The organism is Flavobacterium zhairuonense (assembly GCF_004352915.1).
In the GTDB taxonomy this organism is placed as follows: Bacteria; Bacteroidota; Bacteroidia; order Flavobacteriales; family Flavobacteriaceae; genus Flavobacterium; species Flavobacterium zhairuonense.
On sequence record NZ_SJSY01000070.1, the window covers coordinates 144,617 to 158,586 of the forward strand.

The following is a 13,970-nucleotide window of genomic DNA, read 5'->3' on the forward strand; positions in this document are numbered from 1 at the left end:
AAAGCAAACTTGCGCACTTAAACTTAACAACGTTAGATAATTTAATTAAATTAATTATGAATCCTGAGAATGTCAGAATGCAAAAGATTTTAAAACAAATGAATGTCCAACAAATTAAAACCAATATGAAAATGAAAAATGTAATTATAACCAGCTTTATTCTGGCATTAGTACTAAGCAGCTGTGCTGATAAAAATCAGACGCCTGCTGCTCCGCCTCCACCGGTTTTACCTGTGGCAGCAATCACAAGCGCTAACACAACTACTGACGCTGAATATCCTGCTTCTATACAAGGTACTGTTGACGTTGAAATTCGTCCGCAAGTAAGCGGAAACCTTGAAAGAGTATATGTTGATGAAGGTGCTTATGTAACAAAAGGTCAAACTTTATTCAAAATAAACGAACGCCCTTTCCGTGAACAATTGAATAATGCTTTAGCAAATCTTCACGCAGCTGAGGCGGCATTGATCAACGCTAACTTAGAAGTTGATAAATTGACTCCATTAGTTCAAAACAAAGTAGTTTCAGATTATCAATTAAAAACGGCTAAAGCTTCTCAAAAAATTGCTGCTGCAAATATCGAACAAGCAAAAGCAATGGTGGGTTCTGCTAGAATTAATTTAGGATATACTACAGTAACAGCTCCAGTTAGCGGGTACATTGGAAGATTGCCTAAAAAACAAGGAAGTTTAGTTTCGGCTACAGATGTTGAGCCTTTGACAAACCTTTCAGATGTTCATGAAGTTTTTGCTTACTTCTCTCTTGGAGAAACTGATTTCATCAATTTCAAAGCACAATATGCAGGAAGTACAATTGGTGATAAAATCAGAAAACTGCCTCCTGTAACTTTAGTTTTGGCAGATAACAATGCCTATCCTCAAACCGGAAAAATTGATATGGTTGACGGTCAGTTTGACAAAACTACCGGAGCAATTACTGTAAGAGCAACTTTCCCAAATGCAAACGGAATTTTACGTTCTGGAAATACAGGAAGAATCCGTTTAGGTGTTCAACATGACGATGCGATTTTAGTGCCGCAATCAGCTACAGTTGAAATGCAGGATAAAGTATTTGTCTTCACTGTAGGCAAAGACAACAAAGTCAGCAAAATGCCGATCACGATTGCTGGTAAAAACGGCACAAATTATCTAATCAAAGATGGTGTAAAATCTGGCGACCAAATCGTTTTGAGCGGTATTGACAAACTTCAGGAAGGACAGGTTATTCAGCCTGAGAAATCAACTAAAGTTGCCCAAGTAATTAATCAAAAATAATAAAAACGACAATGTTCAAAATATTTATACAAAGACCTGTACTGGCAACCGTTATTTCCATTTTATTGGTGATTCTGGGAGTACTTGGCTTAACTAAATTGCCCTTACAGCAATTTCCTGATATTGCGCCACCATCGGTTTTGGTAACGGCGGTATATCCGGGAGCAAATGCAGAAACGGTTTTGCGTTCGGTTGCTCCTTCTTTAGAAGAATCTATAAATGGTGTAGAAAACATGACTTACATGAGTTCTACCGCAAGTAATGACGGTAGTTTGGCTATCACGGTGTTCTTCAAATTAGGAACTGATGCCGACCAAGCTGCAGTTAACGTTCAAAACAGAGTTGCTCAAGCAACAAGTCAGCTTCCGGCCGAAGTTGTACAGCAAGGTGTAATCACGGCGAAACAACAAAACAGTTTCATCATGGCCATTGGTATGTACACCGAAGATGAATCTAAATACGATCAGACTTTTGTTGCCAACTATGCACAAATTAATATTATTCCGGAATTAAAACGTATTCCAGGTGTTGGTTCTGCCAGTATTTTTGGTGGTGTAAAAGACTATTCTATGCGTGTTTGGTTAAATCCAACGCAAATGTCGACTTACAAAATCACGCCAAACGAAATCATGAGCGCGATTCAAGACAAAAGTTTGGAAGCGGCTCCGGGTAAATTTGGTGAACGAAGCAAAGAAGTTTTTGAATATGTAATCAAATACAAAGGAAAACTGACCAAACCTGAAGATTATGAAAACATAGCAATTCGTTCAAATCCTGACGGTTCTGTTCTTCACTTAAAAGATGTTGCGAGAGTTGAACTTGGTGCTTATTCTTATAACAGCTTAACGCGTTTAAACGGTAAAAAAGGAGTTGTAATTGGAGTTATTCAGTTAGCAGGTTCTAACTCAAATGATATTCAGATTGCCATCAATAAAATGATGGAAAAAGCCTCTAAAGATTTCCCTAAAGGAATAAAACATAATATTTTCTATAGTACAAAAGTATCGCTGGATCAATCTATTGAACAGGTTGAACACACTTTGTTAGAAGCTTTTATACTAGTATTTATTGTGGTATTTATTTTCCTTCAGGATTTTAGATCAACATTAATCCCGGCTATTGCTGTACCTGTAGCAATTTTAGGAACGTTCTTCTTCATGCAGTTATTCGGATTCTCGATCAACCTTCTAACGCTTTTCGCATTAATTCTGGCGATTGGTATTGTGGTGGATGACGCGATTGTCGTAGTAGAAGCCGTGCATGCGAAAATGGAACATAAACATTTGTCTCCAAAAGTAGCCACACATGAAGCGATGCACGAAATAACGGGTGCTATTATCTCGATTACGTTGGTAATGGCTGCTGTATTCCTGCCGGTTGGTTTTATGGAAGGCTCTACGGGAGTTTTCTATCGTCAGTTTGCCTTTACTATGGCAATTGCAATTGTAATTTCGGCTGTTAATGCCTTGACATTATCACCAGCACTTGCTGCATTATTTTTGAAAGATAATCACGGTGCTCATGATGCAAATGCGCCTTATGTGAAAAAAGGATTTAAAGAGAAATTCTTTACCGCTTTCAACAGCAGTTTTGAATCGCTTACTAATCGTTACGTGGGCGGAATTAAATTCTTAATCAGAAAAAAATGGTTGAGTTTGGGCGGATTAGCTGCAATTACTATAGCAACTGTTTTATTGGTAAAAACAACTCCAGCAGGATTTATTCCAACAGAAGATCAAGGATTTATTGCGATTGCAGTAAACACACCATCTGGAACATCTCTTGACGGAACTCAAAAAGTAATGACAGAAGCTGAAAATACTTTAAGAGGTTTAGATGCGTCACGATTTGTAACCGCAATTTCAGGTTTCAACTTATTGACAAATTCTACGAGTCCGTCTTCAGCAGTAGTTTTCGTATTGCTTAAACCAAATGAAGACCGTGGCGAAGTGAAAAACATCGAGGATATTATGAACCAAGTTCGTGGAAAATTGGGTAGTATTTCAGGCGGAAGCTTCTTCGTTTTCAGTTTCCCAACTGTTCCCGGATTTAGTAATGTTGAAGCTTTAGATTTAGTGCTTCAGGATAAAACCGGAGGAAAACTGGATAAATTCAGTGGAATTTCTCAGAATTTCATTGGAGAATTAATGAAACGCCCAGAAATTGCTGTAGCCTTTACCAGTTTCAAAGCCGATTATCCACAATTACAATTGGATATCAATGATGAAAAGGCAAATCAGTTAGGCGTAAATGTAAAAGACATTTTACAAACGATGCAAACTTATTTTGGTAGTGCTCAGGCTTCCGATTTTAATAGATTCGGAAAATATTACCGAGTTGTAGTTCAGGCTGATATTGCAGACAGAGCTGATCCATCATCAATTGACAGAGTTTTTGTAAAAAACAAAACAGGCGAAATGGTTCCGATAAACACTTTAGTAAAACTGACTCGTGTTTATGGATCTGAAACCGCTTCACGTTACAACTTGTTCAACTCAATTTCGATTAATGCGATTCCGAAACCTGGATTTAGTTCTGGAGACGCTATTAAAGCAATTGAAGAAGTTGCAGCACAACAGCTTCCTGCAGGTTATGGTTATGAATTTTCAGGACAAACTCGCGAAGAGATTTCTTCTGGAGGACAGTCGGCAACAATTTTCTTGCTGTGTTTGATATTCGTCTATTTCTTACTTGCCGCACAGTATGAAAGTTATATTCTGCCATTGGCTGTAATCTTATCAATCCCTGCAGGTATTTTTGGAGTATTCGTAGCTATTGGCTTGACCGGAATTGAAAACAACATTTACGTTCAGGTTGCACTTGTCATGCTGATTGGACTTCTCGCTAAAAATGCCATTTTGATTGTGGAGTTTGCGGTACAGAAACGAAAATCAGGACAAGCTTTGGTTAAAGCTTCAATAGAAGCTGCAAAATTACGTTTGCGACCAATTATCATGACTTCCCTAGCCTTTGTGGTTGGTTTAGTGCCAATGATGAGTGCCAAAGGACCATCGGCACAAGGAAATCATTCGATTAGTATTGGAGCAGCGGGCGGAATGCTTTCTGGAGTAATTCTAGGATTATTTATTATTCCGGTTTTATTCATCGTATTCCAGCATTTACAAGAAAAAGTTACTGGAAAACCAGTAGCCGTAATTCATAATGAAGAAAAATAAATGGAAAACTATATAACAACAATTCTTGTAGCCATAATATTTGGCATCGGATATATATCGTACAGAATCTCAAAAGATCTTGAAACGAAAAAAGATGTTTGCACAGAAATTTAATCTGTTAATGAGGTTAAATAAAATATTTTAACACATAGAGACATAGAATAATATGTCTAAAAAGAGATTAGAAGAAACTTGTTTCAACACATAGAAAACTATGTGAATTTAAAATAAGTGAAACGCCTTTTTCAAATCCCAAAAAACTATTTCTCTATGTGTTTAAAAAAAATTACACCCAAACGGGTTAAAGGAATTTTAATAAAAAGACAATGAAAAATCATATAACCAAAATCGTGGTCTTCGCCATTCTGATCACGACTTTAATATCCTGTAAGGTATCAAAGGATATTGAAACACCAAAAGATGCATTTCCTGAGAATTTCAGGAATGCAGCTGTTTCAAAAGATACAACCAGTATTGGCGATTTGGAATGGAAAAATTTCTATACCGAAAAAGATATTGTACAATTGATTGACAGCGCCATTGCAAGAAACAACGATTTACAGATTGCTACTAAAAATATCGAAATTGCACAATACCGTTTTACCCAGTCAAAATGGGGAAATATTCCTCAGATTAACTTAGCTGTAAATGCAAGTTCCAGCAATCCGTCAGACAATAGTTTTACTGGGATGAATTTGAATCAAGCCTTGGGTGCAAAACATATTGATGATTTCTCTGCAGGAGCAACGCTTTCTTGGGAAGCTGATATTTGGGGAAAAATCAAAAACCAGAAAAAAGGAGCTTTTGCAGCGTATCTTCAATCTGAAGAAGTGAAAAAAGCTTTGCAGACTAATATTGTTGCCAATGTTTCAAGAGGATATTACAATCTTTTGATGTTGGATGCTCAGCTTGATATTGCAAGACAAAATGTAAAATTGAACGATAGTACGACCAATATCATCAAATTAAAATACGATGCTGGACAAACTACTTCATTGGCCATTCAACAATCGGAAGCACAAAAATTAAATTCGGAGCAACTGATTCCTTTATTGGAACAAAATATTGCCATTCAAGAAAATGCATTGAGTGTTTTGACGGGTTCCTTTCCTTCATCAAAACAAAGAACAGCTTTATTAAATTCAGTTGCTATTCAAAACAATAATGCTGTGGGAATTCCTGCTTCATTAGTAAGCAGAAGACCAGATGTTAAAAGCGCTGAATTGGCTTTAAAAATTGCAAATGCAAACGTTGGAATCACAAAAGCCGATTTATATCCGACATTGAGAATTACTGCTCAAGGTGGCGTAAACTCTTTTGAAACTAGCACTTGGTTCAATATTCCGGCTTCTCTTTTTGGAACGGTTGCTGGAGGTTTGACGCAGCCATTATTAAACAATAAAAGACTAAAAACACAATACAATATTGCTGTCGCAGAAAGAGAAAAAGCAGTTATCAATTTCAGACAATCGGTTTTGATTGCGGTAAGTGAAGTTGCTGATGCTTTGGTTGTAACCGAGAAATTACAACAGCAAGAAACTTTCCTTCAGCAAAAAGTAAAAACGTTGCAACAAGCTATTAAAAATGCTAATCTGCTTTTCAAAAACGGAATGGCAGAATATCTTGAAGTTTTAACTGCGCAAGCGAATTTACTACAAAGCGAATTAGAATTAGCAGACATAAAAAGACAACAATTAACAGCCAATACTGAATTGTATCGCGCACTCGGAGGTGGCTGGAAATAATACCCATACCCGTTAATTATTTATTTTTTGAGATGAAAACGCTATGAGACTTTTTGGTTTCATGGCGTTTTTTTTTATCCAGCCACGAATTACACTAATTTTCACTAATTTGTTTTTATTCAAAATATTTATAGAAATAATTCGTGAAAATTCGTGAAATTCGTGGCAATAAAACTCAAAAAAAATGACTTTCAATAAAGACACATACCTCAACAATCTAAAACGATATTTCGAAAGTTATGCTCCAATTTCTGAAAAATCATGGAAATTGATTGAAAACCTGACGCATTTTCAGACCATCAAAAAAGGAGAAATATTGCTAGAAAATGGGGAAATCTGCAAAAATCTTTATTTTATTGCAAAAGGAATTCTGCGAACTTTTATTACAGACGAACAAGGAAATTTCTATAACAAAAACCTTTTTCTCGAAAACAAACTTGCCTGCTCTAAAGTGTCATCAATACTGCAAACTCCTTCCAGCTTTACGATCGAAGCTTTGGAAGATTGTATTTTAATCGCTCTTGATTACAAGAAATATACGCAGTTGATTAACGAAAATGATGACCTCAAAACCTTCTATATTGCCTATTTGGAAAAAAACTGGATTATTGAAAAAGAACAAAGAGAGGTTGCTCTGGTTATGCAAAATGCAACGGAAAGATATTTAGACTTTTTAGAGAAAAATCCAAATATTGCAGATCGAATTCCATTATTGCATATTGCCTCGCATTTAGGCATTACACCAACTCAGTTAAGTCGAATTCGAAAAAATCTTGAAAAAGTTTCATAAATCAACATATGTAAAGGCTTTCCTTAAATTGCTCATTTATCTTTGTTTTATAATTAAAATTCGACATTAAAATGAACACTATAAACCTCATTAAAGATAATATTGACAATCTTACCACGCTTTGGAAAACTGTTGCAACTCCTCTCCTTTCTTATCATAAAAACGATCCATTTCAATTCAGCCAAATAAAAAACTCAGGCTGGCCAAACCGATTATGGTTTCGCGAAGATATCACTGAAGAAAATCTTCCACAAATTTTTGAAATTATAGACAAGAATCCCGGTTTGATCATTCCGTATTGGGATATTTTTGGAAGCAATTCAAATGAAATCCTCGAGAAAAACAGATTTCAAAAACGAATTCAATTGGTAGCAATGGCATTGAAATTGGGTGAAAAATTTCAACTTGAAAACACTCTTACTTTCAAACGAGTTTTGAATGAAGAAGATGCCAAAACTTGGTCAGATATTTATCCGTTGTCTTTTAGTTATGTAGTCAGCAAAGAAACACTGGTTCATAATTATGAAAACAGTAAATTTTATCTGGTATATTTTGACGACAAGCCAATTGGAACACTAAATCTCTTTCAAACTGGAAACACTATGGGAATTCATGGCGTGGGCGTAATTCCTGAAATGCGAAAAAGAGGTTTTGCCGAGGAAATCATGAAATTCACCATCAATGAAGCTATTGAAGCAGATTGTGAATATGCACAACTGCAAGCCTCTGCCTTAGGAAAAGGTATTTATACCAGATTAGGTTTTGAGGATTTGTTTACGATTACGAATTACCAGTTAGCGTAAATTTCGGTCGCAATAAATTTACTAATTGAATCTCTCGCAAAGTCGCGAAGTCGCAAAGAAAAGAAACTTAAAAAGTGAGCTTTGCGACTTCGCGACTTTGCGAGAACTATTTTCAATCTAAAATCAAAAATCAAGAAATGTCCCAAATGCCCCTAAAATAGTCGGAAATACGTATTTAAATAAAAAAGTAAGAATATTACATTTGTAATACATTAACTGATAACTATTTTAAAAAAAAAAACATGAAAAAAGCAAAAATTATTTTTTGGACAACAACAATTCTAATTTTCTTATTTGAAGGCGTTATGCCAGCGCTGACTTCTCAAACAGAATTAGCTAAAGAAGGAATCAGACATTTAGGTTATCCAGAGTATTTTGGAAATGCCTTGGTCGTTTTCAAAGTATTAGGAGTTTTGGCCTTAGTGATTCCGCAAGTTCCTAAAAATGTAAAAGAATGGGCTTATGCCGGATTCGGATTTGATTTCATATTTGCTTCAATTAGTCATTTTGCAGTTGACGGAATGAATTTTCAAAGTTTTTTCCCATTGATTATCTTACTGATTTTAGCTACTTCATATATCTATTATCACAAAATCGAGCGCTATAAAAATATAGCCTTATAACCTTTTGGCGTGATGATCGAGGTTTTCAAAACAAATGTTCAAGAAGTCGAACAATCCAATTTGATTGTTGGGAAGCTTCTTGAGCATTTTCCAAACAGCATTATCAATTTTGACCTTGAAGACTGCGATAAAATTCTCCGTATTCATGCATCTTCAATTTGTAATACTAGTGTAATTGAACTTGTAAATTCATGTGGCTATTCTTGCGAGGCACTTTTATAAATTCACAATTAACTGATTTACAAATTATTAAAAATAAAGTTGTAATTTTAGAATACTGAATTTTAAATTACAGAAAAATGAATATTCCAGCAGAACATCAAACGATAATGCCGTATCTGATTTTACAAGGAGCTTCAAAATTCATCGATTTTACAAAAAAAGTTTTTGGAGCAACTGAAACCAATACAAAATCACTGCGCGGAGACGGAACCATTATGCATGCCGAAATCACTTTGAACGGAAGCACTATAATGATTACCGATGAAATAACAGATTGGGCTAAACAAACCGCAAACTTATTTGTTTATGTTCCAAATGCTGATGAAACCTATCAAAAAGCGTTAGAAAATGGCGCCAGTTCTCTAATGGAATTAAGCGATCAAGATTATGGTCGAACTTGTGGCATAACAGATCCTTTTGGAAATGTCTGGTGGATTACATCAGTAGATTGATCAACTTTTAAAATCAATACTATGAAAACCGAAGTCAAAAAAAATATTGTTGAAACTTTCAAAAAATTAAATAAAACCCTTGATTCTTTTTCGGAAGAAGAATTAAATACAGTTCCGTATAAAAACAGCTGGACAGCAGGACAAACTGCACAGCACATCATTTTGGCCTGTTCAGGCTATCCCGAATTATTTGCAGGAAAAACTGAAAAAACAATCCGAAAATATCAAGAATTTGTTCCGCAACTGGAAGGCATTTTTTTAAATTTTAGCGTAAAAATGAATTCCCCAGAATTCTTAAAACCTGAAAACAAGGAGTATAACAAAAATTCGTTAACTTTAGCACTTCAGAATATCGAATCGGATTTGCTTACGGCAACTGAAAATTATGACCTGACACTAACCTGTCAGGATTTTCAAGTTCCGGGTTTTGATAAATTCACCATTTTTGAGTGGATCAATTTTGCTCTCGTTCACACTCAAAGACATACACATCAACTAAATTCAATTTACAAAATGCTGACCAAAATATAATTTTAAGCTTCAAATCAACCAAAAACAAATCTATATGAAATCAAAAAGTGGGGCCCTTTTTATTACAGGATTAATTGCCGGAACTCTTGACCTTGTTGCAGCAATCACAATTTATGCAGGAATTCTCAACAAAACCACAGGAATTAAAATTTTACAATCTATTGCAAGTGGCATATTTAAAAAAGAAGCCTATTCTGGAGGTTCGCAAATGGCATTGTACGGTTTATTATTGCATTATTTTATAGCTTTTACCTTTACTTGGTTTTATTTTACTATCTATCCTTATTTTTCCTTTTTGAAAAAAAACACACTAATATCCGGAATTGTTTACGGCATATTTGTTTGGATTATAATGAATCTTGTAGTCCTTCCGGTTGTATTTCCGGTTTTGCCAGAAAAACATTTAGATTTTCCTTTATTCTTATCTATGATAATTTTGATATGTTGCATCGGGATTCCAATAGCCTTCCTTCACAAAAAATATTTAACATTGCGACAATAACTAAAAAATAACAAAAACAAAAAAAGCGAAACCAAATAAATTTTAGTTTCGCTTTTTTGTTTTGAAGAGCATTTCTTAACGCACCACTTTTATCTTTCCAATTATTACTGTTATAAAAGTTAAAATTAAAAATACAACGAAAAAAGCCTTTCCAATAAAAGAGGGATCATTTCCAATTTCTCCAAAACCAAGAATCCCAGCTAGAATGGCTAGAACAATAAAAGTAATAGTCCAATGTGTCATACTGTTCTTTTTTATTGTTAATAAAATTTAATAGGGTTTTAACCTTGCCAAATTTCGTTTTCTGGTGTAAAGTTAATTACCTCTAAAAATTATTTTTATAACACAATAGATTACAAATGAACCTTCCTATGTTAAATTTAAAATTCATTTTTCACTCTTACAAAATTCCCATGCCAATGCTATTGAGTTAATTTTTTGATCGATTGGATTAATAGCCGCTTCATTCCTAAAGTAATTTTAGATAAAATTTTTAGCATTATGGAAATAGCGACAGCTCAAGATATAACAGCCACAAAACATGGAATCATTTTAGAAAAAACAGAGCGTACCTTTGAAGAATTAGGTGTTTTAAACCCTGCAATTTATCAAGACGGAAATACGATCCATATGTTTTACAGAGCTGCAAAAAGAGGAAATTTTTCAACTATTGGATATTGCAGATTTGAAGGACCTAAGACACTAGTCGAACGACGAACTGAACCTATTTTTGTTCCAGAATATATTTATGAAATTCATGGTGTCGAAGATCCGAGAATTGTAAAAATTGACGATACGTTTTATATGACGTATGTTACATACGATGGAATAAATGCTTGTGGTGCATTGGCAACATCAAAAGATTTGATTTCTTTTAAAAAAAAGGGCATCATTACTCCCAAATTTATTTTAAACGAATTTACTAACCTGATTAGAAAGCACTTACAAAACACTAGTATTGCAAGGATATTGGCTTTCAACACCGAAAGAAATTATCCTTTGTCGGAAACTATTAAAGAAAATTTATTCGTTTGGGATAAAAATGTAGTTCTTTTTCCTAAAAAAATTGACGGAAAATTCATAGCTTTACACAGATTGTTTCCTTCAATTCAGATTTTCTCTTTTGAAAAAAAAAGCGACTTAACAGTTGAATTCTGGAAAGAATACATCAAAAACTTACCAGACCATATTATTCTGGAACCAAAATTTGACCACGAAACCAGTCATATTGGTCCAGGCGCCCCGCCAATTGAAACGAAAGATGGATGGCTGCTGATTTATCATGCAGCTGAAAGACGAGAAAAAGGTTTGGTATATCATGCCTGCGCCGCTTTATTGGATTTACACAATCCTGCAAAGGTGCTGTCAAGACTAACAAAACCTATTATTACGCCTTCTGAACATTATGAACGACATGGTTATGTCAATTATGTGGTTTTCCCTACCGGAACAGCCATTTTTGATAGCCAACTCTATATTTATTATGGTGCCGCCGATGACAAAATTGCGGTGGCCTCACTGAACTTGAACGACTTATTAACTGAATTAAAACAGAATCCCCATGAAGACGATAGCAAATAAATCGAAAATAGTTTTTCTTTCCACGTTTCCTCCAACACAATGCGGAATAGCAACTTATACACAAGATACCATTAAAGGAATTACCAATGTTTTTGGCAAATCAATTACTTGTGAAATTTGCGAATTGGTTGACAAACCCAAAGAAAATCCATCTCAAGCCTATACTTTGAATACTAAAAATAGAGAAGAATATGCTCAAGTAGCGGAGGAAATCAACAAGGATCAAAATGTAAAATTGGTTCATATTCAGCATGAATTTGGTTTATTTGGTGGAAATTATGGAGATCATTTGCTTGATTTTTTAAATGCAATAAAAAAACCTGTCACCTTTACTTTTCACAGTGTTATTCCAAATCCAAATAATGAACTCAAAACATTTGTAAAATTGCTTTTAAAATACAGCAATTCGGTTTTTGTGATGACAAATAAATCAAAAGAAATTTTGATGAACGATTACGGTATCAAAGAAGAAATAATCACCACAATGCATCACGGAACGCATATAGTGGTTTATGAAACGCCTCATTTGGCAAAAGCAAAATACAATATTCAAGACCGATTGGTATTATCGACTTTCGGCCTTTTAGGAGAAGGAAAAAATATTGAAACTGGTTTGCATGCTTTAGCAAAAATCATTGAAAAAGAGCCTAATGTTCTGTATTTAATAATCGGAAGAACACATCCAAATTTAATTGTTGATGGCGTTGACGCTTACCGTGACAAATTAGAATCAATTGTCAAAGAATTGAACTTGGAAAACAATGTTCAATTTATAAATGAATATTTGGATACAAATGAACTTTTGGATTATTTAAAAGCAACTGATATTTATTTATTTACCTCAAAAGACCCGAATCAAGCCGTGAGCGGCACTTTCTCTTATGCAATGAGTTGCGCTTGCCCAATGGTAGCGTCAAAAATTCCGCATACACTAGAAGTATTAACGCCTGAATTAGGAATTTTAGTCGATATTGGAAATGTAGATCAATTTGCTGAAGCGACTTTAAAATTAATCGCCAATGAAGATTTACGCCACGAAATGGGAATTCAGGCTTTTTCAAAAACCAGGGCTTTTTCTTGGGAAAATTGTGCAATTACACACATGAATACATATAAAAAACTGTTTCAAAATGCAGCAGAAATCAAATTCAGTTATCCTGATATTCAATTAAAACACATCAAAAAATTGACTACAGATTTGGGTATTATCCAATTCAGTAAAATCTCTATTCCTGATCTAGAATCGGGTTATACTTTAGACGATAATGCGCGTGCTTTGATTACTTTTTGCATGCATTATCAATTGACGCAAGACAAAGCAGATTTGCCATACATTCTAATTTATTTGGATTTTATTGAAAGATGCCAAAAACCAAACGGTAGTTTTATCAATTATGTCGATCAAGAAAATCGCGAACATATAGAGCAAAATGCCGAAGTTAATCTAGAAGATTCAAATGCAAGAGCGATTTGGGCTTTAGGAATTGTAATTTCAAATAAGGGTATTCTCCCTGAAAATATTTCTAAAAAAGCAGAAAAATGTTTGTTGAATTCCTTAAAATGGGCCGAAAATATTCAGTCGCCTCGTTCAATAGGTTTTGCAACAAAAGGATTGTATCACTATCATAATGCTGTTCCTAATTTATATGTGGCAGCTATCATAAATAAATTAAATACAAAACTGCTCGCCAATTATGAAGATCACGCCTCTGAAAATTGGCATTGGTTTGAAAACTATTTGACTTACGCAAACGGAATTCTACCAGAGTCGATGCTTTATGCGTATCTAATTACCAACAAGCCCGTTTACAAAAAAGTAGCCATGGATTCCTTAGATTTTTTAATGTCTAAAATGTTTGTCGACAAAGAGTTTAAAGTAATTTCGAATCAAGGCTGGCTTCAAAAAAATGCGGTTCCGAGACAATATGGAGAACAGCCAATTGATGTTTCTTACACCATTCAGACCTTAAATGCTTTTTACAATGCATTTCAAATTCCAGAATACAAGCACAAAATGAAAGCAGCTTTTAATTGGTTTTTAGGAAAAAATCATTTGGGCCAAATCATGTACAATCCAATAAGCGGTGGCGGTTACGACGGACTCGAAAAAGAAAATGTAAATCTCAACCAAGGTGCAGAATCAACAATTTGCTTTTTGACAGCACGTTTGTTAATGGAGAATTTTGTTCATTCAGAATCTAAAGTTATTCCACTAATGAAAACCCGTCGCGGCATCGCAATAAATTCTTAAATTTGCAACACAGCTGACCA

At 34.6% G+C, this 13,970-nt stretch carries 13 protein-coding genes; 12 read left to right on the forward strand and 1 reads right to left on the reverse strand.

Features of this window, described 5'->3' with window-relative positions; genetic code table 11:
- Positions 1–56: 56 nt before the first annotated feature.
- The 10 genes from EYY60_RS08310 (at position 57) to EYY60_RS08355 (ending at position 10,118) form a co-directional block, all read left to right on the forward strand.
- Positions 57–1,274, forward strand: coding sequence for an efflux RND transporter periplasmic adaptor subunit (locus EYY60_RS08310; RefSeq protein WP_132988921.1), 1,218 nt, complete (start codon positions 57–59; stop codon positions 1,272–1,274).
- 11 nt (positions 1,275–1,285) lie between these two features.
- Positions 1,286–4,450, forward strand: coding sequence for an efflux RND transporter permease subunit (locus tag EYY60_RS08315; protein WP_132988922.1), 3,165 nt, complete (start codon positions 1,286–1,288; stop codon positions 4,448–4,450).
- Between the two features lie 326 nt (positions 4,451–4,776).
- Positions 4,777–6,195, forward strand: a complete 1,419-nt coding sequence (locus EYY60_RS08320) for a TolC family protein (RefSeq protein WP_132988923.1) — start codon at positions 4,777–4,779, stop codon at positions 6,193–6,195.
- 184 nt (positions 6,196–6,379) lie between these two features.
- Positions 6,380–6,985 carry a Crp/Fnr family transcriptional regulator gene (locus tag EYY60_RS08325; protein ID WP_132988924.1) on the forward strand — a complete coding sequence of 202 codons (606 nt, stop codon included), beginning with the start codon at positions 6,380–6,382 and terminating at the stop codon, positions 6,983–6,985.
- A gap of 71 nt (positions 6,986–7,056) precedes the next feature.
- The gene (locus tag EYY60_RS08330) at positions 7,057–7,788 is read left to right on the forward strand and encodes a GNAT family N-acetyltransferase (protein ID WP_132988925.1); all 732 of its coding nucleotides are present in this window, start codon (positions 7,057–7,059) and stop codon (positions 7,786–7,788) included.
- Positions 7,789–8,030: 242 nt separating this feature from the next.
- Positions 8,031–8,411 (forward strand): DoxX family protein, encoded by a 381-nt coding sequence (locus EYY60_RS08335; protein ID WP_132988926.1) that lies wholly within the window; start codon positions 8,031–8,033, stop codon positions 8,409–8,411.
- A 12-nt stretch (positions 8,412–8,423) separates the two neighbouring features.
- A complete protein-coding gene (locus tag EYY60_RS08340) occupies positions 8,424–8,633 on the forward strand; it encodes a hypothetical protein (RefSeq protein ID WP_132988927.1) in 210 nt (69 codons plus the stop codon).
- A 77-nt stretch (positions 8,634–8,710) separates the two neighbouring features.
- Entirely contained in the window at positions 8,711–9,085 is a 375-nt protein-coding gene (locus EYY60_RS08345; RefSeq protein WP_132988928.1) for a VOC family protein, read from the forward strand.
- A 21-nt stretch (positions 9,086–9,106) separates the two neighbouring features.
- Positions 9,107–9,616, forward strand: a complete 510-nt coding sequence (locus tag EYY60_RS08350; RefSeq protein ID WP_132988929.1) for a DinB family protein — start codon at positions 9,107–9,109, stop codon at positions 9,614–9,616.
- A 34-nt stretch (positions 9,617–9,650) separates the two neighbouring features.
- Positions 9,651–10,118 (forward strand): DUF1440 domain-containing protein, encoded by a 468-nt coding sequence (locus EYY60_RS08355; protein ID WP_132988930.1) that lies wholly within the window; start codon positions 9,651–9,653, stop codon positions 10,116–10,118.
- A 75-nt stretch (positions 10,119–10,193) separates the two neighbouring features.
- On the opposite strand, the gene EYY60_RS08360 is transcribed toward EYY60_RS08355, so the two are convergent.
- Positions 10,194–10,361, reverse strand: a complete 168-nt coding sequence (locus EYY60_RS08360) for a DUF1328 domain-containing protein (RefSeq protein ID WP_132988931.1) — start codon at positions 10,359–10,361, stop codon at positions 10,194–10,196.
- 258 nt (positions 10,362–10,619) lie between these two features.
- On the opposite strand from EYY60_RS08360, the gene EYY60_RS08365 reads away from it, so the two are divergent.
- A complete protein-coding gene (locus EYY60_RS08365; protein ID WP_132988932.1) occupies positions 10,620–11,699 on the forward strand; it encodes a glycoside hydrolase family 130 protein in 1,080 nt (359 codons plus the stop codon).
- Positions 11,680–13,950, forward strand: coding sequence for a glycosyltransferase (locus EYY60_RS08370; protein WP_132988933.1), 2,271 nt, complete (start codon positions 11,680–11,682; stop codon positions 13,948–13,950). Before EYY60_RS08365 ends, EYY60_RS08370 begins: the two co-directional genes overlap by 20 nt.
- The last annotated feature ends 20 nt before the right edge of the window (positions 13,951–13,970 follow it).

Coding starts and splice junctions, on each gene's coding strand:
- EYY60_RS08310 (WP_132988921.1), top strand. CDS start 57: ATGAATCCTGAGAATGTCAGAATGCAAAAGATTTTAAAACAAATGAAT.
- EYY60_RS08315 (WP_132988922.1), top strand. CDS start 1,286: ATGTTCAAAATATTTATACAAAGACCTGTACTGGCAACCGTTATTTCC.
- EYY60_RS08320 (WP_132988923.1), top strand. CDS start 4,777: ATGAAAAATCATATAACCAAAATCGTGGTCTTCGCCATTCTGATCACG.
- EYY60_RS08325 (WP_132988924.1), top strand. CDS start 6,380: ATGACTTTCAATAAAGACACATACCTCAACAATCTAAAACGATATTTC.
- EYY60_RS08330 (WP_132988925.1), top strand. CDS start 7,057: ATGAACACTATAAACCTCATTAAAGATAATATTGACAATCTTACCACG.
- EYY60_RS08335 (WP_132988926.1), top strand. CDS start 8,031: ATGAAAAAAGCAAAAATTATTTTTTGGACAACAACAATTCTAATTTTC.
- EYY60_RS08340 (WP_132988927.1), top strand. CDS start 8,424: ATGATCGAGGTTTTCAAAACAAATGTTCAAGAAGTCGAACAATCCAAT.
- EYY60_RS08345 (WP_132988928.1), top strand. CDS start 8,711: ATGAATATTCCAGCAGAACATCAAACGATAATGCCGTATCTGATTTTA.
- EYY60_RS08350 (WP_132988929.1), top strand. CDS start 9,107: ATGAAAACCGAAGTCAAAAAAAATATTGTTGAAACTTTCAAAAAATTA.
- EYY60_RS08355 (WP_132988930.1), top strand. CDS start 9,651: ATGAAATCAAAAAGTGGGGCCCTTTTTATTACAGGATTAATTGCCGGA.
- EYY60_RS08360 (WP_132988931.1), bottom strand. CDS start 10,361: ATGACACATTGGACTATTACTTTTATTGTTCTAGCCATTCTAGCTGGG.
- EYY60_RS08365 (WP_132988932.1), top strand. CDS start 10,620: ATGGAAATAGCGACAGCTCAAGATATAACAGCCACAAAACATGGAATC.
- EYY60_RS08370 (WP_132988933.1), top strand. CDS start 11,680: ATGAAGACGATAGCAAATAAATCGAAAATAGTTTTTCTTTCCACGTTT.